This is a genomic window from Brucella tritici (assembly GCF_008932285.1).
GTDB lineage: Bacteria > Pseudomonadota > Alphaproteobacteria > Rhizobiales > Rhizobiaceae > Brucella > Brucella tritici.
This window is the reverse complement of record NZ_WBVY01000002.1, coordinates 692,049-713,245: the sequence shown is the minus strand read 5'-3', so window position 1 is coordinate 713,245 and position 21,197 is coordinate 692,049. Positions and strand designations below refer to the sequence as shown.

Here is a 21,197-nt window from a genome sequence, read left to right as displayed (position 1 = left end):
TCGGAACAAGATGCGCGTAAAACAAATGGATGGAGCATTTCCAATGCTCCAGACGATGTCAGATCAGGTTATTTGGCGAAGTATTCGCCGAGGATATCCACCTCTTCGGCCACGCCGAACACCAGCGCACTGCGCTCGTGATAGGTTTGCGGGACGATATCGAGAATGGATCTCGAACCGTCGGTCGCCTTGCCTCCCGCCTCACGGGCGAGGAAAGCAATAGGATTGGCTTCGTAGACGAGCCGCAAGCGGCCCTTTTCGTAGCCGGGGCGGCTGTCATTCACATAGAAGAACAAGCCGCCGCGCTGCATGATGCGGTGCATGTCGCCCACCGCAGCACCGAGCCAGCGCATGTTGAAGTTACGCCCGCGCGGACCATCCTTTCCAAGGAATGCGTCGTTGACATAGGCCTGCATGCCAGCGGACAAATGCCGCTGGACCGATGCATTGAACGCCAGATCCGACGTGCGCTCCGGCAGCGTCACATTGCGGCGCGTGATATAGAAAATCCCGCTTGCCGGATCGAAGGTCGCGAAGATCACGCCCTCGCCGACTGAAAAGCCGAGATCGACCGAATTGCCGTAGGAAACATAACCGGCAGCAATCTGGCGGTTGCCGGGCTGCAAAAACGGCTCTGCCGTATCAGCCGGGAAAATCGAGAAAATCGTGCCAAGCGGGGCGCCGAGACCCACATTGCCCGAGCCGTCAAGCGGATCGATGGCAACGGCAATCAGCCCATCGGCCTTGCCTGCAACGGGGAGGTCCGCTTCTTCCGAAAGAATGGAGGCTGCACCCGCCGCAATCAGCAGCTCGACGAACAGATTGTGCGAACCGACATCAATGCACTTCTGCTGGTCCTGATCGCTGTTGACGCCGACAAGCTTGCCCGGATCGCCGGGAAGCGAACCGCGTGCAATGCGACCGGCGAGCCGCGTTGCGCCAGCAAGAATAGCCTTGATGGCGTCGGCGGTCGCAAGACGCAAGCCGTCCTTGCCAGCCCAGTTGTCGAGATAGGCGCCGACTGCTTCTGCTTCCACGCGATCGCTATCGCCCACCAGAACCAGTGGAGAAAAATTGCCAGCCATCGTCATTTGCCCTGCTCCAGCAAGAATTTGGCGCGGGCGATAATCGCCTCGGCCGTAATGCCGAATTTTTCATAGAGCACCTCGGCCGGTGCCGAAGCGCCAAAGCCATCCATGCCGATCACATCGTCTTCGCTGTCGACATACCGTGTCCAGCCGAACTTGCCTGCGGCCTCGACAGCGATGCACGGCGCATCGCCCAGAACACCCTTGCGGTAGTCCTTGCTCTGCTTTTCGAACAGATCCCAGCTCGGCATGGAGACAACCGCCGTGGCTATGCCTTCTTCTGCGAGCTTTTCGGCAGCCTTCACAGCGAGCGAGACTTCCGTACCCGTGGCAAGCAATGTGATCTGGCGCTCGCCTTTTGCCTCGCGCAGCACATAGGCACCGCGTGCGGAAAGGTTCTCGCCATTGTCGGTACGAAGCTGCGGCACGTTCTGGCGTGACAGGGCCAGAACCGAAGGCGTATGCGGATCGGAAACCGCCACGGCCCAGCATTCCAGCGTTTCAATCGTGTCTGCCGGGCGGAAGACGTGCAGGTTCGGCATGGCGCGCAGGCTGGCCAGATGTTCGACCGGCTGGTGGGTCGGGCCGTCTTCGCCGAGACCGATGGAGTCGTGTGTCAGCACATGAATGACACGCACGCCCATGAGCGCCGAAAGGCGGATGGCGTTACGGGCGTAATCGGAGAACACCATAAAGGTGCCGCCGTAAGGGATGAAACCGCCATGGACCGCGATGCCGTTCATGGCCGCGCCCATCGCAAATTCACGCACGCCATAGCTGACATAGCGACCGCTCTTTTCCGGCGTGAAATCGCTGTCGACGGCGGGAACGCGGGTAAGGTTCGAATGGGTAAGGTCAGCCGAGCCGCCGATCATTTCCGGCAGCGCCGCCGTCAGGCTTTCAAGCGCGATCTGGCTTGCCTTGCGGGTCGCAACATTCTGCGGCTTGTCGAGGAGACGCTGTTTGGCATCGCCAACGACCGCTGCAAAGCTTTCCGGCAGAACGCCAGCGATACGACGGTCGAATTCGGCGCGTTCGGTTGCAGGCAGCGCATCGACGCGCTTCTGCCATGCTTCACGGTCCGAAACGCCACGCGCACCGGCTTCACGCCAGGCATTGAGCAGCGGGGCCGGAATTTCGAAAGCTTCCGCTGTCCAGCCGAGTGCTGCCTTGGTGGCGGCATTTTCAGCCGCACCCAGTGGCGCGCCGTGCACGCCGCTCGTACCGGCGCGATTTGGCGAACCGTAGCCAATGACGGTCTTGAGCGCGATCAGCGTCGGGCGGTCGGCTTGAGCCTTGGCGCGCGTCAGCGCCGCATCGATAGCGTCGTGATCGTGACCGTCAACCTTTTCGACGTTCCAGCCGCACGCCTTGAACTTGGCGGGAATATCGTCGGTGAAGGCGATTTCCGTGCTGCCGTCGATGGTGATGCCGTTATCATCATAAAGCAGAATCAGCTTGCCGAGGCGGAGGTGACCGGCAAGCGAGATCGCTTCCTGTCCCACGCCTTCCATGAGGCAGCCGTCGCCGCAGAACACATAAGTGCGGTGATCGACGATATCCTTGCCGAACTGGTCGGCGAGCGCGCGTTCGGCGATTGCCATGCCGACCGAGCTGGCGAGGCCCTGACCGAGCGGGCCGGTGGTCAGCTCAACGCCTTCTGTATGACCATATTCCGGATGACCGGCGGTCTTCGAACCCCACTGGCGGAAGTTCTTCAGTTCGTCGATGGACACATCCTTGTAGCCCGCCAGATAAAGCGCGCTGTAAAGCAGCATCGAGCCGTGGCCGTTGGAGAGCACGAAACGGTCGCGGTCTGCCCAGTTGGGAGCCGATGCGTCGAATTTCAAATGCTTCGAGAACAGAACGGCTGCAGCGTCGGCCATGCCGAGCGGCATTCCCGGATGGCCGGAATTGGCGGCATCGACGGCATCGATCGAGAGAGCGCGAATGCAGTTGGCGAGTTGCAGCATATCTGATACGGGCGGGGCGAAATTCATCGGCGGCAACCTCCTTGCCAAAAGCAAAGCCTTGAGCATGTCCAGCAAACGAAACCCGGTTCGGTGCGGAAATGCGTAAAAACAACAAAGCCAGAGCGCATTACGCCCGTGCTGCCTGAGATTTCGCAGTCCTTTTAAGGCCAGCCTCTCAGGCACCAATTCCGGTAACACCGTTTCAAAAGCATAACAATACGGCCATAACATTATAACGATTTAAATGTGATCTTGAGTGTGATTTTTCTTTCCACACCCCTGTTCTAGCCCCCTCGAACGGGCCGAAACGCCGCTTTGGCGTCGCGACTCACCTCCCGAAACACTAAAAAGCAGCCCGTAGATGACCACGGACTGCTCCTTATAATGGTATCGAGATGCGGCGGATTACGCCCCGGCCATGCGCTGACGTCTCTCGCGTAACAGCATTGGACCGTATTCCAGAACATAAAGCCCGAAAGCGCCCATCCAGAGTAAAGCCGATGCGGCGAGGATGGTGTGGAAGAAATTCGGCATCACTTCCGCCAGCGGACGGATCAGCGCTGCCGCGACAAGGCAAAGATAAGCGACCTGCGTGACGGGGGAAGCCGTGAGTTCGCGCCCGGTATGACCGCGGGTGGCCCGCGTCATGACCGCCAGCATCATGCAGCCGATCGCCCCCACCGTCACGACATGCAGTGCGGAATAGGGATTGAGGCGATCAATGGCCGAGAGACCGATGGCGATGAAACCGAGCGGGATGAACGCATAGGCGACATGAAGAACCAGCAGCAGCTTTTCCCGCGCCACAGACCATCCCCGCCAGCGGTAAAGCCGCACGATGTGAAACAGGGCTGCAATCCACGCCAGCACCGCCGTTATCGTCTGGTCGGGAGCGGCGATCCAGCCAACGCAGGCGGCCACTCCGACGAGAATGCTGAAACCGTCATAGCGGTTGAAAGGCACCGGAAAGCGCGTCTCCCCCATCTTGTTGAGCCAATTGCGGGTGAAGCTTGGCACAATGCGCCCACCAATCACCATAACCAGCAGGACATAGGCGCTGACCCCGATGCGGTTGGCCAATGCCACGTCACCGTCGGTCAGGATCAGATAATGGAAGACGAGATTGGCAACCATCACCGTTGCCACGCCAGCGAGCACCTTCAGGTTCTTCCATTGGCGCCCGGCAATAATTTCCCGCGCGCAGATGAAAAGCAGCGAGGGCAGAAACAGACTTTCGACAGCGACTGCAAAGCGCACATCAATCAGGTCAGGCTCGAGAAAGACGAGCCGTCCTGCAAGCCATACCCCGCAGAGAATGGCGAGCGGTGTGCCCGATACCGGCAGGCCGCCTGTCCAGTTCGGAATGGCTGTCAGCAGAAAGCCAGCCAGAACGGCGGAGGAAAAACCGAACACCATTTCATGGGCGTGCCAGTTCAACCCGCCATAGGAGCCGCCGAGCGGCATTCCGAGTGTCAGTGACAATATCCAGAAGAGCATGGCCAGAACGGCCCATATGGCTCCGCCCAGAAAGAATGGGCGGAAGCCATAGCTGAGGAGGACGGGACCGGTCATTTTCAGTCCGCGCGGCATACCTTTTTGATCGGATGGCATCGCAGCAGGTACTGCCTGCAGGCTTGGCTGTCTGGTCATGATGTCCTCGTCATGAAGCCGGTTCAAGTTCGGCTCATCGAGAGTTTTCGGTCAATCTTATTTGGCGCTTGCGATGACCTTATCCAACCGCTCCTGAACGATCTTCGGCTTCTTGGCCGAAACGATCTGGTCGAGATTGGCCGGGTTGTCACCGACAGCTATGAGCGCGATCATACCCATGGCATAATGCGGTGTGCACTTTACCAGATATGCGCCGGGTTGGGTAACCGTCAGCACATAGTTCTCATTGACCTTGCTTTTGAATTTTTCGGCCCCTTCGGGGATCATATCCTTGATGGATTCGACATTATGTCCCTTGTCCACCGGAATGAAGGTGATCGTGTCGCCGGGATTGGCCTTGATATAGGCGGGCTCGAAAACCATGGCACCTTCGGCACCCTTGTTGAGCATGTGAACTTCGATATTTTCGGCAAGGGCTGGGGCCGCCAGCACCGCAAGAATGCCTGCTGCAGCAAATTTGATCGCGAGGTTACGCATTTTCGTCCTGATCTCCATCGATTGGCGCACCTGCCGTCTCGGCTTTAACACGCCACGTCACGGGATTTAGACCTGTCGCCTGCCAACCTCTTTGATCTGGATCAAACAGGTGAAGTTATTCCTGATAATGACGCTCAAATTTCATTAGAAGCAAAAAGGAGCGCCTCAGCGCTCCCTTCGACTATGGTTTCAGTTCTTGGCCGCAACGACCACGACTTCGATCAATCGCTTCGGGTCGCCCAGATCGGCGATGCCAATCGTGGCGCGGGCGGGGAGGTCGTCCCCATCCAGCCATTCGAGCCAGGCTTCGTTCATCTCTTCCTTCTTCGACATGTCGCTGATGTAGATGCGTGCCGAGACGAGTTGTGTCTTGTCCGAGCCGCATTCGGCAAGCACGTCGTCCAGTTTGGCGCAGACCTGCTGCGTCTGTTCCTTCATGCCGAGCGAAATATCGGACGCCGCATGACCGCCGACGAAAATGAGACCGTTATGCTCCACTGCCGCATGCATGATGCGGTGCTTCCGGTAACGCGTTACCATGATTATACCTCTCTTACAGGATTGAATTTCAAATGAGATGACCCGTCACGCAGGCGCGTAACGAGAAAGATCGACGTCGAGCGGCGCGTCGGTCAGAAGGTCGGCCAGCAGTTTGCCTGCGAAAGGTCCGATGGTGAGCCCGGCTGCACCGAGCCCGTTTCCAACGGTCAGACCCGAGACACCTGGCATACGGCCAAGAATGGGCATCATATTCCGCGATGCCGGACGGAAGCCAATGCGTGTTTCGATGTGGGTCGCGGTTGCAAGGCCCGGAGCCACCGCCAGCCCCGCATTCAGTACTTCAGCCTCACCACCTGCCGTTACGCGATAATCGAAGCCTGAATTATCCTCGCGAGTAGCGCCGATCACCACGCGGGAATCGTCGAATGCCAGCAGATAATGGCTGCCCATGGGCAGGAGCACCGGCCAGTTTGAAGTCTGGACACCTGGCAGGCGAAGATGAATGATCTGCCCCTTCTGCGGTTCAACCGGATGATCGAGACCCAGCGGATCAAGTATCTGCGAAGCCCAGGCACCGGCGGTCACGACGATTTCGTCTGCCTCAACCGCAGTGCCGTCGCCTGCCGAGCAAACCGGCTTGCCGTCCTTCAAAGCGAGTGAAACCCGATCCTGTCGCACTTTCGCTCCGAGAGAGGCCGCAGCGCGCAACATGGCTGCTGCAAGCAGCCGTGCATCGACGCGCGCTGCACCCGGAATGAAGATCGCTTCCATATCCTCGCGCAGTGGCGGAAATTTCTCGCGCGCCGCTGCTGCACTCAGATGCTCGACCGTGCCTGCTTCCGGAACATTGGCGACCCGACGCGCTACTCGCTCGGCGGCAGCTTCGAATTCCTGCCTGTCTTCCGCAACGACCAGACCGCCGACCTTGCCATAACCGAGATCGGTTTCGCCGAAAGATTTGAGCCCTTCCACCAGCGCTGCGTAATAGGCAGCGCCTGCGACATACATATCGTAAAATGGACCATCCTCAAGCTTGGTTGCCCACGGACATACGATACCGGCACCGGCAAGCGTGGCCTTGCCTTCGTGCTGGGCGTCGACGATTTCGACGTCGATGCCCTTGCGGGCGAGATGGTAGGCCGTGCTTGCACCAAGTATGCCCGCACCGATAATCAGGACTTTCATATCTGCTCCCGTATCTGCTCTCATGCGAATGCGCAGTTTGATGCGGCCCCCGGCGAAACGGATCGGGAACCGCCTGACTTTTCAACTATTCCACGGTGACACCGGAGAACCGGCTCGTTCCAAAAATTGCGGGCTCGAAACCCTTCACATTTTTGGCAACCGTCGTCAGCGTGTCGGCACCGCCAAGAATGACCGCAGGCGCTTCCTCGTGGAAACGTCTTTGCGCCTTCTCATAGAGCTCGATGCGCTTCTCCTTGTCTGTAACGCGGCCGGCCTCGTTCATCAGACTGATAAATTCCTTGTCGCACCACGCGCCCACATTGGACGGACTTGGCTTGCCCTCGGAATCGCAGATGAAATAATTGTTGGGAATCTGGCTCGGGTCGGGGAAATCATAAATACCGCCAAACATCGCGACTGGCGCTTCGCCAGCCCGCGCGCGTTGGATATATTCACCCCATTCAAAAGAGACGATTTCCGCCTTCACACCGATCTTGGCCCAGTCGGCCTGGATCATTTCCGCAGCACGGCGACCATTCGGCATATAGGGCCGATAGACCGGAACGGCCCAGACCTGCGTTGAAAAACCGTCTGGATAACCGGCTTCCGCCAGAAGCGCTTTGGCCTTTTCAGGATTATATTCGTGTGGCGGAAGATCCTTGGCATGTCCCCAGAGAACCGGCGGGATCAGCGCTCCCGTGGATACACCCATGCCGCTATAGACCGCCTCAACCAGCGTGGGGACATTGATTGCTTCGGCAAGAGCCGTTCGCACGCGCTTGTCCTGAAACTTCTCGTCACGGAAGTTGAAATCGATAAAGCCGGTCGAGGCCACCGGTGTCTGCTTGAGTTCAAGCGTTTCGCTCTTCTCGATCGTCGCGCGATCCGCAAGATTGGGGTAAAGCGCAATCTGGCACTCGCCTGCAAGTGCACGTTGCAGGCGCACCGACGCATCCGTGCTGATCGCCATAATGAGTGCGTCGACCATCGGTGTGCGACTTTTATCGCCGATAGCCGTCCCCCAGGTTTCCTTGAACGGCGCAAGCCGCACGATGGCATCCTGCTGATAGGCCTGCAAGGCGAAAGGGCCTGTCCCGATGGGGTCCATATCGAAAGTCTGCGGCGTTCCAGCCTTCAGGAGAACATCGGCATATTCCGCCGAGGTGATAGCGAGCGACTGGTGCGCCATAACGCCGACAAAAGGTGCCAAAGGCTCCTTCAAGGTGAAGGCGACAGTGTAGTCGTCGATCTTCTTTACCGATTGCAGAATGTCGGCAAGCTTGGTGTTGAATGTGACGTAGTTGCCGCCATTGATTTTGGCGTAGGGATTATCCGGGTTCATCATCCGGTCGAAAGTGAAAACCACATCATCCGCGTTGAAATCCCGACTTGGCGTGAACTGCGCATTGGACTGCCATTTGACACCCTTGCGTAGTTTGAACGTGTAGGTGCGACCGTCATCCGAAATCGTCCAGCTTTCCGCAAGCGAGGGTTCCAGATCGGAACTGTTCGCCTTCACCGAGACGAGATTGTCGTAAATATTGCCAAGAACGTTCGATGTGGTGCCGTTGCTGCTTAGCTGCGGATTGAAGATTTCCGGCGATCCCTCGACGCAAACCGACAATATTCCCGCATGAGCGGGAGCCGACAGCGACAAGGCCAGCATCGCCGACCCCAATGTGGAAGCAAAGGCCGATGGACGGGCCAGTCTCATGCGCATTCCCCTTTTTATGAAACGAACCGCCTGGCGGCCCGTCGTGCTTTCTTGCAGGGAGAAAAGCGAGACAGGGTATAATTGTCAAATATCAAATTATCCTGTCATTATAACCAAACCTCATATTGCCGATTCCAGACGAAAGCGCCTGCATGAACATCCGCCAACTCGAAGCATTTCACAACACGATAGAAACCGGGTCGGTTACGCTTGCTGCCGAACGGATGCGGATTTCGCAACCGGCCGTCAGCAAGCTTCTGCGCAGTTTTTCCGATGCCTGCGGTTTCCAGCTTTTCATTCGCTCCGGCGGACGGCTGACGCCGACGCTCGAAGCACGCATGCTCGCCGTCGAGGTCGCCAAGATGTTTTCCGGTACGGCGCGGGTGGCGCGGCTGGCCGATGCTGTGCGAAATCAGGAGTGGGGCGAGATAACGCTCGTTGCGCCGCCGGCGCTCACCACGCGGTTTCTGGCGCAATCGCTCGCGCCGCTTCTCGCCGACCAGCCGGATATCCATTTCACCATGCGTAGCCTGCCCTCCCCGCGCATCATCGATCTCGTTGCCGCACAACAGGTTGATATCGGCCTCAGCGTGCTGCCGTTTGAACACCCGAATGTCGAAGCTGAGCGCCTCATGCGGTTTGAAATGGTCTGCGTGCTGCCAGCCGGTCATCCGCTTGCCGACAAGGCCGTCATTGATCTGGAAGACCTCGGCAGCGACCCCTTTGTGTCACTGGCCCGCGACGATTGTTCGTTGATGACCATCGACCGCGCCTTCCAGATCAAGGGCGTGCAGAAGAGAAACCGCATAGAAGTTCCACTTTCCGAGACAGCCTGTTGCTTCGTGGCCAATGGCGTGGGTGTTTCCATCGTCCCTTCCTTTGTTGGCCTCGATTTTGGTCCCGATATGCTGATCAGGCGACGCATCGTGCCAGAAACGACCATCGATCTCTGGCTGCTTACCCCCAAAAATCATCCACGCTCGCTCGCGGCCAACAAACTGATTGATTTTCTTCGCCAGGCCGTCGCACCATTTGATGCACGCCAGTAAGGAGACCGCCCCTTCCACGCCAGCCCTTTTGCCGCAGTCTCCGGTATAAGCGCCCGACATGACAACCCTGCATGCATCTTGTATGCATTTAACGAACGATATTCGCCTACATACGGCCCGCCCCTAAGAACTGCGTCCAAAGAATTGGATAGGAATGACAGAATGAGCGATACCATTTCGATTTCGACAGAAGAACTCGCCAAGCTTGTGCGAGAAATCCTGCACAGGGCGGGTTTCAGCGCCGATCATGCCGCAGCCATTGCCAAGACGATTGTGGCGGGTGAACGCGACGGCTGCAAATCGCATGGTGTCTACCGTATCGAAGGCTGCCTGCGCACGCTGAAGAGCGGCAAGGTTGTCGCCGATGCCGACCCTGTCGTCACGACCGACGACAGCGCCGTCGTCCGCGTCGATGCCAAGGGTGGCTTTGCCAATCTGGCATTCGAGCGCGGCACGCCTGCTCTCGTCGAGAAGGCGCGCAAGCTCGGTATCGCAGCGCTGGCGATCAACGATTGCACCCATTTCGCAGCCTTGTGGCCTGAAGTCGAAGCGCTTGCCGAACAGGGCCTTGCGGCAATGGCCATGTGCCCGAGCTATGCCACCGTGGCGCCAGCAGGCGGAACGAAGCCGCTTCTCGGCACCAACCCATTCGCCTTCGGCTGGCCTCGCTCCGGCGATTACCCTTATGTGTTCGACTTTGCCACCAGCGTTGCCGCGCGTGGCGAACTTGAACTTTACCGTCGCGCCGGAAAGCAGCTGCCTGAAGGCTGGGCCGTCGATGCGGACGGCAATCCGACGACCGATCCTGAAGCCGCCCTTGCAGGCGCAATGCTGCCGTTTGGCGGGCACAAGGGATCGGCCATTTCCACGATGATCGAACTTTTGGCCGGTGTGATGATCGGTGATTTCACCAGCCCCGAGGCACTGGACTTCCTTGGCACGACGACGCTTGCGCCGCGCCATGGCGAACTCATCATTGCCTTCGACCCTGCCCGCATGGCAGGTGGCCGCGGCAACCCGCAGGAGCGTGGCGAAATCCTGATCGAAGCGATTGCCGGACAGGGCGCGCGCCTGCCGTCGCAGCGCCGCTTTGCCGCTCGCCGCGATTCATTGGCCAAGGGCATCACGCTCAGCGCCGACGAGATCGCGCTTCTGGAAAAGCTGAAGGAAAAGGGTCTCGACGCAGTGTCGTGATCCCAAACAAAAAGGCGCCGAATTCCGGCGCCTTTTTGTTTTATCTGACCTGACTTCAGGCGGCGTATTTCGCCGCTGCACCGCCCTGCTTGTTCCAGTCAGCATACCAGGTCTGGAACAGCTTCAACTGGGTTTCGCAATAGCCGCGCTGGCTATCGGACAGCTTGTCCGTCTCGTTGAAATGCAGTTCATATTCCGGATTGCCGGTCAGAACCATCATATGCTTGTAGAAGAGAACGAGGTCCGGGCCTTCATCGAAGGATGACAGTACGTCCAGTGCGGCTTCCAGTTCCAGCGCCAGCTTGCGTGCCGCGACATCGCCCGTGGCGGCCGCCTTCGACAGTGCCACGAGATGCTGGACTTCCTTCGGCAGCACATTGCCGATGCCGGTGATCGCACCGGTTGCACCGCAATTGACGAAGCCGTGGAAAACGCCGGTATCGACGCCGACCATCAGGGTTACATTGTCATCGGCGCTCGTGATGTTTTCGGCTGCGTAACGCATGGCTTCGGCACCGCCGAATTCCTTGAAGCCGATGAGGTTCGGATGTTCCGCACGCAGTGCGAAGAACAGGTCGGCGCGGGTCGCAAAGCCGTAATACGGGCTGTTATAGATAACGGCTGGCAGATCGGGAGCTGCCGCAAGGATCGCCTTGAAATGGGCCTTCTGCGCCGAGATCGACGAACCACGCGAGAGAACGCGCGGAATGACCATCAGGCCCTTCGCGCCAACTTTCTGCGCATGGGCTGCGTGGGCGGCGGCGATCTTCGTGTTGACAGCGCCGGTGCCGACGACGACGGGCACGCCTGCCTTGGCAAGCGCTTCAACGCCAGCCATGCGTTCCTCGTCCGAGAGAAGCGGCCAGTCACCCATCGAACCGCAATAGACAACCGCAGACATGCCCTTCGCGATCAGTTCCTTGCCTTTGCGGACCAGCGCATCGAAATCCGGCGTGCGATCGGGCTTGCAGGGGGTCATGAGGGCCGGAATGCAACCGGAGAAAATGTTAGAGGTCATAGCGTCGTTCCTTGGACGTTTTTCCTTGAGCGTTCTTCACGCGGGCTGGATCTACAATTGGTCTGCCGAACCTTGTATTGAAATCAAATATACACTTTGTATTTTTCTTGTCGACCAAAATTTTTGTTTGAGGTAGGATTGCTTGACTGGATGCGCATTTCCAGCAAAAGTGCGAAGCAATTTTGCGTTGGATAATGCGTAAAAACAAATGGATAGAGCATTTCTCACGCTTCGCAGAACAAGAAGCGCTCTATGCTGAAACTGGTGTTTGGAGCGCGTTTGACCGCGCCGTACCTATTTCCGGGTCGCCAAAACATCACGACTGAGGACAGACAAGATCATGGACAAAGACGACGCAAACCAGACAGCCGACCGGAAGAAGGGTTCAGGTGTCAAACTGGTTTACGACGTGCTGCGCGACGAGATTATCGATCTTTCGCTTGCGCCCGGTAGCCCCATTGATGAAAACCAGCTGGCCGAACGCTTTTCCATGTCGCGGACACCTATACGCGAAGCTTTGGTGCGGCTGGCAAGCGACGGCTTCGTAACTACACTTCCCAATCGCTCGACCGTTGTGTCCAATATCGACTTTTTGAGCCTCCCCGCATTTTTTGACGCGGTCACGCTGATGTACCGCGTAACGACGCGGCTTGCCGCCCGCAACCGGACCGACAAGGACCTTGAAAACATCCGCGCGCATCAGGAAGCTTTTGCCCGCGCAGTCCGCTCACAAAACGCGCTGGAAATGATTGCCACAAACCGCGACTTTCATGCGGCTATTGCGGAAGCGGGTCGCAACCCCTTCTACACCACCTTCTTTTCGAGGCTTCTCGATGAAGGACGCAGGCTGTTGCGTCTCTATTACCAGTCCTTTGCTGACCGGTTGCCTGAGCGCTACGTCACCGAGCATGAAGACATGATCCGCGCTATTGAAGAACGGGACGTGGATACCGCCGACCTGCTTGGCAAGGCGCATGGAGACCAGATCGTCTATCAGATCCGCAAGCTGATTGCGGAAGACCGTCGCGACCAGCTGGACCTGTAGAGCATTTCCAGCAAAAGTGCGAAGCGGTTTTGCGCAGGATAATGCGTAAAAAATAGTATATCCGCCATCAAACGGCTTCCGGTAATTTCCGGAGTTCTGTCACCCGGTCGAACCACCCAAGCGTTGCCTTGCTGTCGGGAGCCAGAAGAACGCCGCAATCACCGGCGAAGTCGTTCCAGCCTTCGACATAGGTTTCCCGCACCACGGTCAGCACCGGAATCTGGCGCGCATAGGCCGTTTCGATGATGGAGCGGAAACCGTGCCCTTCCGTCTCGCCCTTGCCGAAACGGTTGAGGATCAGCATATCGGCGCCGCCGTCCAGTTCCGCCAGAAGCGAGCCTGCCACATCGGCAAGGGCCGCCGGATCGAGACGACACCCCTTCGACCCAGAACCAAGCGACTGCGAGATAATCTGCGTCACGCCGGTGCCAATATGCTCGATCTCGATATCGCGGCAGCATTCATCCGTGTTGCTTTCGCGGTGCTGAAGAAAGCCCGCCACGCGCAGCCCTGCCTGCCTCGCCCGATGCGCTACACCAGCCAGAAGCTGGTCCACCGGCACATCCTTTGCGGCCAGGATGGCGGCAAGTATCGGTTCGCGGCTCATGCCTCGGCTCCCTCGCTCGACAGAAGATCGATGCCGGTAATGTCAGCATCGGCTGCGAGGATCGCGATATATTGCGACACGGCCTTCGACCAGGTGGAGGCCTCCAGCCAGCCGGCAATCCTGTCGGCGACATAATCGAACGGCAATTCCTCGCCCTCGATACGGCGGTCAAGCCGCACGATATGAAAGCCGAAGCGGCTTTCAATCGGGGCTGGCGTTATTTCGCCAACTGTGAGGCGCTCCAGCGCCCGCTCGAACTCAGGCACCGTGCTGCCGCGTGTGAGCTGACCGAGATTGCCGCCTTGCGCACCCGAAGGGCAAGACGAATATTCATGCGCAACCGAGGCGAAAGTGGCAGGCGCGGCAATCACCGACGACGCCAGATGGGATGCGGTTGCACGGGCTTTCTCGCGCTCCTGCTGGTCGGCTGGGTCGGCAGCAATCAGGATATGGCTCGCCTCCAGAATGGGCGCGCTGGTAAAGCGATGGCGGTTGTTTTCGTAAAAGCGCAAGGCTTCTTCGCGGGTGGCGGAAGGCACTTCAACCTCCCGTTCGATCACCATGCGCACCAGCGCATCCTCGTCGGTCTCGCTGCGCCCTTCTGCATCCTTCTCGTGCTCGGGTACGATGCCCGCTTCCCTTGCGCGCTGCAAAAGAAGCTCACGCACGGCCAGCGCCCGCGCGGCGGCAAGCAGCGCCGCGCCGGGATTGTCCGACGGATGGTTTTGCGCCTCCGTCAGAATGTCGGTTTCGTTGATCGCCACGCCATTGACGGACACCGCATCGAAGACCGGGCGCGGCTTCGGTGGCACGCGCGTATCCGGCTCCTGATAGGTCGTGTAGCCCGTATTATGGACATGCTCATGCCCAGGCGACTGTTCAGCTGGCTGTTTCCGATCAAAAAGTGTCACCATGAGCCTTACTCCGCAGAAATACGCATATGCGAGGGCTGAGCCGTATGGTTGCGCTCACGCACGACCTGATAGCCCGGACGCCAGATGTAGCGCACCGGCGCGCTCAGCATATGCACAAGGCGCGTGAACGGGAACAGCAGGAAGATAGTAAGCCCCAGGAAGATATGCATCTTGAAAACGATCGACGCATTGGTGATGTAGCTCGATGCAGCCGGATTGAAGGTGAAGATACCTTGCGCCCAGTTCATGAATGTCACCATTTCGCCGCCGTCCAGATGCTGCAGCGAGATCGGAATGGTGCCGAGCCCCAGCAGAAGCTGCAACCACAACAGAATGATAATCAGCGTGTCGGATGGTCGCGAAGACGCACGAACGCGCGGATCGAACACACGGCGATGCACGAGCATGCTGGCGCCAATGATTGCCATCACACCGGCGATACCACCCGCCACGACGGCGAGAATCTGCTTTGCCTCATGGCTGACGCCAAGCATGTCGAAGACCCAGATCGGGGTCAGCAGGCCAACCAAATGACCGGCGAAGATGAACAGCACGCCGAGATGGAACAGAACAGAACCCCACATGAGCTGCCTGCGCCGCAAAAGCTGGCTTGAGCCGGAACGCCACGTATAGGGCTCGCGGTCATAGCGGAAGATCGAGCCGAGCACGAGCACGCTCAGTGCGATGTAGGGATAGATGCCGAAAAGAAACGTATGGAGGTAAGCCATCTTCCGTCTCCTATATATGTGAAGGGTTGGACGGGTTGCCGGGCTTGCGCTGTGCTGCACGCATCTGCGTGCGCAACCGGTCCGGGCCGCAGGAGTTGTCGCCCGCATTGCCGCCAAATGTTACCGCTTCTTCTTCCCAGATGCGGTCGAGCGCGGCCAGATCGTTCGGGTCGTCTTCCTCTTGCCGAAGCAGTTCTCCGACGAGGTTTTTGTCCGGCTTGGCATTGGCGACATGAAGCAGCGCCGCAAAAGCGTTGGCATAGGGCGACTGGCGCTTGCGCAGACGCTCACCGATGGCCGCCGAGATATGGCCGGTCTGGGTGAGAAGATCGTGGATTTCCTCCGGCGAGCGCGTTGACAGGAATTCGAGGAACAGCGGCAGATAGTCCGGCAGTTCCTTGGCATCGACAACAAAGCCGTTGTCGTCATACATCTTCATGAGATCGACCATGGCCTGGCCGCGGTCGCGGCTTTCACCGTGTACATGCTCGAAAAGATGCAGAGATAGCGACCGCGTGCGGTCAAAAAGATGCACGTAGCGTTCCTGCGCCTCGTAGAGGTCGCAGTCGCAGACATAATCGACAAGACTGTCGAGAAGCCTGCGGATGCCGGGCGAAAGTTTTTCCCCGCCGAGCACCTCTTTCAGCTCCTCTCCGCCGAGTTGCAGCTCGGCGGCCGGATAGGACAGCAGCAGCGATATGATTTTCAGGGTCTTGTTCATTATACCTGCTCCCTGAAAATATCGGTTGGTGTCTGGACGACCTTCTGGCGCTTGGAGCCGAACAGGTCTTCAGTCGATGTTCCACCCGAGCAGCCATTGCCGAAGGTGAAGCCACAGGAGCCGCGCATGTCATAAGCGTCTTCCGTGACCTCGCGATGCGTCGTCGGGATGACGAAGCGGTCTTCGTAATTGGCAATGGCCATGATGTGGTACATTTCCTCGATCATCGCGCTGCTCATGCCGACGCGGTCGGCAATAGCCTCGTCGATAACGCCATCGACGGTCTTGGCGCGCATATAGGCACGCATGGCGAGCATGCGTTCCAGCGCCGAGATGACCGGCTCTTCCTTGCCTGCCGTCAGAAGATTGGCAAGGTAGCGGACCGGGATGCGCATGGAGCGGACATCCGGCAGCGGGCCATCCATGCCAAGCTTGCCAGCAGCGGCAGCCGACTGGAGCGGCGAGAGCGGCGGTACGTACCAGACCATGGGCAGGGTGCGGTATTCAGGATGGAGCGGGAAGGCAATCTTCCAGTCCATTGCCATCTTGTAGACCGGCGAATGCTTGGCGGATTCCAGCCAGGCTTCCGGCACACCATCCTTGCGCGCCTGCTCGATGACGGCAGGATCGTTCGGATCGAGGAAGATGTTGAGCTGTTCCTGATAGAGATCCTGTTCATTGGCCGTGGAAGCGGCCTCCGAAATACGATCGGCATCATAGAGCATCACGCCAAGATAACGGATGCGGCCTACGCAGGTTTCCGAACATACGGTCGGCTGGCCTGCTTCAATGCGCGGATAGCAGAAGATGCACTTCTCGGACTTGCCCGAACTCCAGTTGTAATAAATCTTCTTGTAGGGGCAACCGGAGACGCACATGCGCCAGCCGCGGCACTTTTCCTGATCGATCAGGACGATGCCGTCATCTTCGCGCTTGTAGATCGCACCGGACGGGCAGGCCGCAACGCAGGTCGGGTTGAGGCAGTGCTCGCACAGGCGCGGCAGATACATCATGAAGGTGTTTTCGAACTGGCCGTAGATTTCCTTCTCCACGCCTTCGAAATTGTAGTCCTTCGAGCGCTTGGCGAACTCGCCGCCGAGAATTTCCTCCCAGTTCGGCCCCCATTCGATCTTTTCCATCCGCTCGCCGGAAATCAGCGAGCGCGGGCGGGCGGTCGGCATGGTCCGGCTTTCGCCTGCCGTCTGCAGATGGCCGTAATCGAAATCGAACGGCTCGTAATAGTCGTCGATTTCCGGCAGGTCGGGATTGGCGAAAATCTTGGCGAGGATGCGCCATTTTGCGCCCATCTTCGGCTCGATCTTGCCGTTCTTCTTGCGGACCCAGCCACCGTTCCACTTCTTCTGGTTTTCCCATTCCTTGGGAAAACCGATGCCGGGCTTGGTCTCGACATTGTTGAACCAGGCATATTCCACGCCCTCGCGGTTGGTCCAGACGTTCTTGCACGTCACCGAGCAGGTGTGGCAGCCGATGCACTTGTCGAGATTGAGCACCATTCCAATTTGCGCACGGATTTTCATTCTGCTGCCTCCTTCACGGCGGAGTTGCGGTTGCCTTCTTCAAGCGGCCCTTCCATCCAGTCCACATGGTCGAGCTTGCGCACGACCACGAATTCGTCGCGGTTGGCGCCGACGGTGCCGTAATAGTTGAAGCCATAGGACTGGTGGGCGTAGCCGCCGATCATATGCGTCGGCTTGGTGATGATGCGGGTGACGGAGTTGTGAATGCCGCCGCGCTGGCCGGTGAGCGGCGAGCCGGGCGTATTCACGATCTTCTCCTGCGCGTGATACATGAAGATGGTTCCATCCTTCATGCGCTGGGAGACGACCGCACGGGCCACGATGGCGCCGTTGGCGTTGTAGACTTCCACCCAGTCATTATCGACGATGCCGGCCTTTGCCGCATCCGGCTCCGAAATCCAGACAACCGGCCCGCCGCGATTGAGCGTCAGCATCAGGAGATTGTCCGTATAGGTGGAGTGGATGCCCCATTTCTGGTGCGGCGTGATGAAGTTCAGCACCAGATGCGGCTTGCCGTCCGCCTTTTCACGGATTGCCGGGTTGACCGTCTTGGTATCGATCGGCGGGCGATAGACGCAGAAGCCTTCGCCGAATGCACGCATCCACAGGTGATCCTGATAGAGCTGCTGACGACCGGTCAGCGTGCGCCACGGGATCAGCTCGTGCACGTTGGTATAGCCTGCATTGTAGCAGACGGTTTCGGACTCGATGCCCGACCAGGTCGGTGAGGAGATGATCTTGCGTGGCTGCGCAACAATATCGCGATAGCGAATCTTCTCGTCTTCCTTCGGGATCGCCAGATGCGAATGGTCGCGGCCTGTGAACTTCGACAGTGCTTCCCATGCCTTGACCGCCACTTCACCATTGGTTTCCGGCGCAAGCGACAGAATAACCTCGGTTGCGTCGACGTCGGTATAGATGCGCGGACGTCCCTCGCTTGCCCCCGGCTCATGAACCTTGCCGTTCAGATTGGCGAGCAGTTCGACCTCGTGTTCGGTATTCCACGAAATGCCCTTGCCGCCATTGCCAAGCTTGTCGAGAAGCGGCCCAACGGACGTATAACGCTTGTAGAGGTTTGGATAATCGCGCTCCACAACCACGACCGATGGCATGGTCTTGCCGGGGATCGGCTCGACCTCACCCTTCTTCCAGTCGAGAACATCTTTCGGCTGCGCCAGTTCGCCCGCAGTGTCATGCAGGGTCGGCACCAGAACGATGTCCTTCTCGACACCCAGCACTTCCGGCGCCACTTCCGAGAACTTCTTCGCGATACCCTTGAAGATTTCCCAGTCGCTGCGTGCTTCCCAGGCCGGGTCGGCTGCGCTTGACAGCGGATGGATGAAGGGGTGCATGTCGGAAGTATTGAGGTCGTTCTTCTCGTACCAGGTAGCAGTCGGCAGAACGATATCGGAATAGACGCAAGTTGTGGACATGCGGAAATCGAGCGTGACCAGCAGGTCGAGCTTTCCTTCCGGAGCATTCTCATGCCACACCGCCTCACGGCTTTCCTGTGCGCCTTCCTGACCCAGATCCTTGCCAAGCAGGCCGTTCGACGTGCCGAGCAGGTGCTTCAGGAAATACTCATGCCCCTTGCCCGACGAACCAAGCAGGTTCGAGCGCCAGACGAACATGTTGCGCGGCCAGTTGGCCTCGTGATCCGGGTCCTCGCAGGACATGGTGACGGTGCCGTTCTTCAAAGCATTCGCGATGAAGTCTTTCGGCTCCTTGCCCGACGCGGCGGCCTCCTTGGCAAGCTCCAGCGGGTTGGTCTGGAGCTGCGGCGCGGAAGGCAGCCAGCCCATGCGCTCGGCACGGATGTTGTAGTCGATCATCGTGCCGTCCCACGCGCCCTCAGGCGCGGTGGGCGAGAGAATGTCCTGCACCTTCACGGTCTCGTAGCGCCACTGGTCGGTATGCGCATAGAAGAATGAGGTGGAGTTCATGTGGCGCGGCGGACGGTTCCAGTCGAGCGCGAAGGCAAGCGCGGTCCAGCCGGTCTGCGGACGCAGCTTTTCCTGACCCACATAATGGCTCCAGCCGCCGCCGGACTGACCCACACAGCCACACATCACCAGCATGTTGATGATGCCGCGATAGTTCATGTCCATGTGATACCAGTGATTGAGACCGGCACCGAGGATGACCATCGAACGGCCATTGGTCTTTTCGGCATTGGTTGCGAATTCGCGGGCGACAGCAATGATCTGGTCGCGCGGGACGCCCGTGATCTTCTCTGCCCAGGCCGGGGTGTATGGCAGGCCCTCGTCATAGGACTTCGCAGAGTTCTCGTCGCCAAGCCCGCGATCGAGGCCGTAATTGGCCGCGAACAGGTCGAACACCGTCGCAACCATGACGTCGCCGCCCTTGATCTTCAGCTTGCGGGCCGGAACCTTGCGCACCAGCACGCTGTCATGGTCCGTGCCTTCAAAATAATCGTGCTCGCGGTTGCCGAAATATGGGAAAGCCACATCGGCAATGGCATCGTGGCTGTCCTTGTCGATGAAGCTCTTGGCAAGCTCCACATCCTTGCCCTTGCCGTCCTTTTCTTCGAGGTTCCACTGGCCATCATCACCCCAGCGGAAACCGATGGAGCCCTGCGGCGCAACATAGGCACCCGATTTCGTATCGAAGGCGACCGTCTTCCAGTCTGGATTGTTGCCTTCACCGAGATCGCCCTTGAAGTCGGAAGCACGCAGGAAGCGATCCGGCACGTAACGTCCGTCCTTCTTCGAGAGCATGACCAGCATCGGGAAATCGGAATATTTACGGCAGTAATTCTCGAAATAGGGAACCTGCCGGTCAAGGTGATATTCGCGCAGGATCACATGGCCAAGCGCCATGGCTAGCGCGGCATCGGTGCCCTGCTTGGGATGCAGCCACAGGTCGGAGAATTTCGCGGCTTCCGAATAGTCAGGGCAGACAACAACCGACTTGGTGCCCTTGTAACGCACTTCCGTATAGAAATGCGCATCCGGCGTGCGGGTCTGCGGTACGTTGGAACCCCAGAGCATCAGGAAACCGGCATTGTACCAGTCAGCCGATTCCGGCACATCGGTCTGTTCACCCCAGGTCTGCGGCGACGCTGGCGGCAGATCGCAATACCAGTCATAGAACGACATGCAGACGCCGCCCAGCAGCGACAGGTAACGCGACCCCGCCGCATAGGAAACCATCGACATGGCCGGGATCGGCGAGAAGCCGATCACGCGGTCCGGTCCATAGGTCTTGGCGGTGTAGGCGTTGGCCGCGGCGATGATCTCGTTGACCTCTTCCCACGTTGCGCGAACGAAGCCGCCGAGACCGCGCACCTTCATATAATCGGCGCGCTTGGCTGGGTCCTGCTGGATCGCTGCCCAGGCTGCGACCGGCGTTTTCAATGCACGTTCCTTGCGCCACAGCTTCAGGAGGCGGGAACGGATCAGCGGATATTTCACGCGGTTGGCAGAATAGACATACCAGCTATAGCTTGCCCCGCGCGAACAGCCGCGCGGCTCATGGTTCGGAAGATCGGCACGCGTACGCGGATAATCGGTCTGCTGGGTTTCCCAGGTGATGATGCCGCCCTTGACGTAGACTTTCCACGAGCAGGAGCCAGTGCAGTTCACGCCATGGGTGGAGCGGACAATCTTGTCGTGCTGCCAGCGCTTGCGATAGGCCTCTTCCCAGTCACGGTTTTCATTGGTCGTAACGCCATGGCCTTCCGAGAAGGTGCCGACATTCTTGCGCGCAAGAAAATTCAGGCGATCGAGGAGTAGACTCATGATTTTATCCTCA

General features: G+C 58.7%; 17 protein-coding genes. 3 read left to right on the top strand and 14 right to left on the bottom strand.

Going from position 1 to position 21,197, the window contains the following annotated elements; translation table 11 throughout:
* Positions 1-68: 68 nt before the first annotated feature.
* From F9K94_RS08655 to F9K94_RS08625, 7 genes are all read right to left on the bottom strand, one after another.
* Positions 69-1,091 (bottom strand): class 1 fructose-bisphosphatase, encoded by a 1,023-nt coding sequence (locus F9K94_RS08655; protein ID WP_151644959.1) that lies wholly within the window; start codon positions 1,089-1,091, stop codon positions 69-71.
* On the bottom strand, positions 1,088-3,088 hold the full coding sequence (tkt, locus tag F9K94_RS08650) for a transketolase (protein WP_151644957.1): 2,001 nt from the start codon (positions 3,086-3,088) through the stop codon (positions 1,088-1,090). Before tkt ends, F9K94_RS08655 begins: the two co-directional genes overlap by 4 nt.
* Before the next feature lie 378 nt (positions 3,089-3,466).
* Entirely contained in the window at positions 3,467-4,711 is a 1,245-nt protein-coding gene (locus tag F9K94_RS08645) for an NnrS family protein (protein ID WP_151644955.1), read from the bottom strand.
* Positions 4,712-4,768: 57 nt separating this feature from the next.
* Complete coding sequence (locus tag F9K94_RS08640) at positions 4,769-5,209, bottom strand: pseudoazurin (protein ID WP_151644953.1); 441 nt, start codon at positions 5,207-5,209, stop codon at positions 4,769-4,771.
* Positions 5,210-5,398: 189 nt separating this feature from the next.
* Positions 5,399-5,749, bottom strand: a complete 351-nt coding sequence (locus tag F9K94_RS08635; protein ID WP_109986718.1) for a RidA family protein — start codon at positions 5,747-5,749, stop codon at positions 5,399-5,401.
* Positions 5,750-5,794: 45 nt separating this feature from the next.
* On the bottom strand, positions 5,795-6,895 hold the full coding sequence (locus tag F9K94_RS08630; protein ID WP_151644951.1) for an NAD(P)/FAD-dependent oxidoreductase: 1,101 nt from the start codon (positions 6,893-6,895) through the stop codon (positions 5,795-5,797).
* Between the two features lie 85 nt (positions 6,896-6,980).
* Positions 6,981-8,609: an ABC transporter substrate-binding protein gene (locus tag F9K94_RS08625; RefSeq protein ID WP_151644949.1), complete on the bottom strand. Its 1,629-nt coding sequence runs from the start codon at positions 8,607-8,609 to the stop codon at positions 6,981-6,983.
* Positions 8,610-8,761: 152 nt separating this feature from the next.
* On the opposite strand from F9K94_RS08625, the gene F9K94_RS08620 reads away from it, so the two are divergent.
* Positions 8,762-9,658 carry a LysR substrate-binding domain-containing protein gene (locus F9K94_RS08620; RefSeq protein WP_151644947.1) on the top strand — a complete coding sequence of 299 codons (897 nt, stop codon included), beginning with the start codon at positions 8,762-8,764 and terminating at the stop codon, positions 9,656-9,658.
* A gap of 162 nt (positions 9,659-9,820) precedes the next feature.
* Positions 9,821-10,852, top strand: a complete 1,032-nt coding sequence (locus F9K94_RS08615; protein WP_151644945.1) for an Ldh family oxidoreductase — start codon at positions 9,821-9,823, stop codon at positions 10,850-10,852.
* A gap of 55 nt (positions 10,853-10,907) precedes the next feature.
* Here the strand turns inward: F9K94_RS08615 and F9K94_RS08610 are convergent, their stop codons facing one another.
* On the bottom strand, positions 10,908-11,870 hold the full coding sequence (locus F9K94_RS08610) for a dihydrodipicolinate synthase family protein (RefSeq protein ID WP_109986713.1): 963 nt from the start codon (positions 11,868-11,870) through the stop codon (positions 10,908-10,910).
* Between the two features lie 340 nt (positions 11,871-12,210).
* Between F9K94_RS08610 and F9K94_RS08605 the strand changes: the two genes are divergently transcribed.
* Positions 12,211-12,915 carry a GntR family transcriptional regulator gene (locus tag F9K94_RS08605; RefSeq protein ID WP_006468363.1) on the top strand — a complete coding sequence of 235 codons (705 nt, stop codon included), beginning with the start codon at positions 12,211-12,213 and terminating at the stop codon, positions 12,913-12,915.
* A gap of 67 nt (positions 12,916-12,982) precedes the next feature.
* Here F9K94_RS08605 and F9K94_RS08600 read toward each other — a convergent pair whose 3' ends face one another.
* The 6 genes from F9K94_RS08600 to F9K94_RS08575 are packed head-to-tail and all read right to left on the bottom strand — an operon-like array spanning position 12,983 to position 21,184.
* Positions 12,983-13,522 carry a DUF2478 domain-containing protein gene (locus F9K94_RS08600; RefSeq protein ID WP_151644943.1) on the bottom strand — a complete coding sequence of 180 codons (540 nt, stop codon included), beginning with the start codon at positions 13,520-13,522 and terminating at the stop codon, positions 12,983-12,985.
* Positions 13,519-14,436 (bottom strand): peptidylprolyl isomerase, encoded by a 918-nt coding sequence (locus F9K94_RS08595; RefSeq protein ID WP_151644941.1) that lies wholly within the window; start codon positions 14,434-14,436, stop codon positions 13,519-13,521. Before F9K94_RS08595 ends, F9K94_RS08600 begins: the two co-directional genes overlap by 4 nt.
* Positions 14,437-14,441: 5 nt before the next feature.
* Complete coding sequence (narI, locus tag F9K94_RS08590; RefSeq protein WP_151644939.1) at positions 14,442-15,164, bottom strand: respiratory nitrate reductase subunit gamma; 723 nt, start codon at positions 15,162-15,164, stop codon at positions 14,442-14,444.
* A gap of 10 nt (positions 15,165-15,174) precedes the next feature.
* On the bottom strand, positions 15,175-15,885 hold the full coding sequence (narJ, locus tag F9K94_RS08585; RefSeq protein ID WP_151644937.1) for a nitrate reductase molybdenum cofactor assembly chaperone: 711 nt from the start codon (positions 15,883-15,885) through the stop codon (positions 15,175-15,177).
* The gene (narH, locus tag F9K94_RS08580) at positions 15,885-17,423 is read right to left on the bottom strand and encodes a nitrate reductase subunit beta (RefSeq protein WP_151644935.1); all 1,539 of its coding nucleotides are present in this window, start codon (positions 17,421-17,423) and stop codon (positions 15,885-15,887) included. Before narH ends, narJ begins: the two co-directional genes overlap by 1 nt.
* Complete coding sequence (locus F9K94_RS08575; RefSeq protein ID WP_151644933.1) at positions 17,420-21,184, bottom strand: nitrate reductase subunit alpha; 3,765 nt, start codon at positions 21,182-21,184, stop codon at positions 17,420-17,422. Before F9K94_RS08575 ends, narH begins: the two co-directional genes overlap by 4 nt.
* Positions 21,185-21,197: the final 13 nt, after the last annotated feature.

Coding starts and splice junctions, on each gene's coding strand:
- F9K94_RS08595 (WP_151644941.1), bottom strand. CDS start 14,436: ATGGTGACACTTTTTGATCGGAAACAGCCAGCTGAACAGTCGCCTGGG.
- F9K94_RS08635 (WP_109986718.1), bottom strand. CDS start 5,749: ATGGTAACGCGTTACCGGAAGCACCGCATCATGCATGCGGCAGTGGAG.
- F9K94_RS08575 (WP_151644933.1), bottom strand. CDS start 21,184: ATGAGTCTACTCCTCGATCGCCTGAATTTTCTTGCGCGCAAGAATGTC.
- F9K94_RS08640 (WP_151644953.1), bottom strand. CDS start 5,209: ATGCGTAACCTCGCGATCAAATTTGCTGCAGCAGGCATTCTTGCGGTG.
- F9K94_RS08610 (WP_109986713.1), bottom strand. CDS start 11,870: ATGACCTCTAACATTTTCTCCGGTTGCATTCCGGCCCTCATGACCCCC.
- F9K94_RS08605 (WP_006468363.1), top strand. CDS start 12,211: ATGGACAAAGACGACGCAAACCAGACAGCCGACCGGAAGAAGGGTTCA.
- F9K94_RS08630 (WP_151644951.1), bottom strand. CDS start 6,895: ATGAAAGTCCTGATTATCGGTGCGGGCATACTTGGTGCAAGCACGGCC.
- narI (WP_151644939.1), bottom strand. CDS start 15,164: ATGGCTTACCTCCATACGTTTCTTTTCGGCATCTATCCCTACATCGCA.
- narH (WP_151644935.1), bottom strand. CDS start 17,423: ATGAAAATCCGTGCGCAAATTGGAATGGTGCTCAATCTCGACAAGTGC.
- F9K94_RS08615 (WP_151644945.1), top strand. CDS start 9,821: ATGAGCGATACCATTTCGATTTCGACAGAAGAACTCGCCAAGCTTGTG.
- narJ (WP_151644937.1), bottom strand. CDS start 15,885: ATGAACAAGACCCTGAAAATCATATCGCTGCTGCTGTCCTATCCGGCC.
- F9K94_RS08600 (WP_151644943.1), bottom strand. CDS start 13,522: ATGAGCCGCGAACCGATACTTGCCGCCATCCTGGCCGCAAAGGATGTG.
- F9K94_RS08620 (WP_151644947.1), top strand. CDS start 8,762: ATGAACATCCGCCAACTCGAAGCATTTCACAACACGATAGAAACCGGG.
- F9K94_RS08655 (WP_151644959.1), bottom strand. CDS start 1,091: ATGACGATGGCTGGCAATTTTTCTCCACTGGTTCTGGTGGGCGATAGC.
- tkt (WP_151644957.1), bottom strand. CDS start 3,088: ATGAATTTCGCCCCGCCCGTATCAGATATGCTGCAACTCGCCAACTGC.
- F9K94_RS08625 (WP_151644949.1), bottom strand. CDS start 8,609: ATGAGACTGGCCCGTCCATCGGCCTTTGCTTCCACATTGGGGTCGGCG.
- F9K94_RS08645 (WP_151644955.1), bottom strand. CDS start 4,711: ATGACCAGACAGCCAAGCCTGCAGGCAGTACCTGCTGCGATGCCATCC.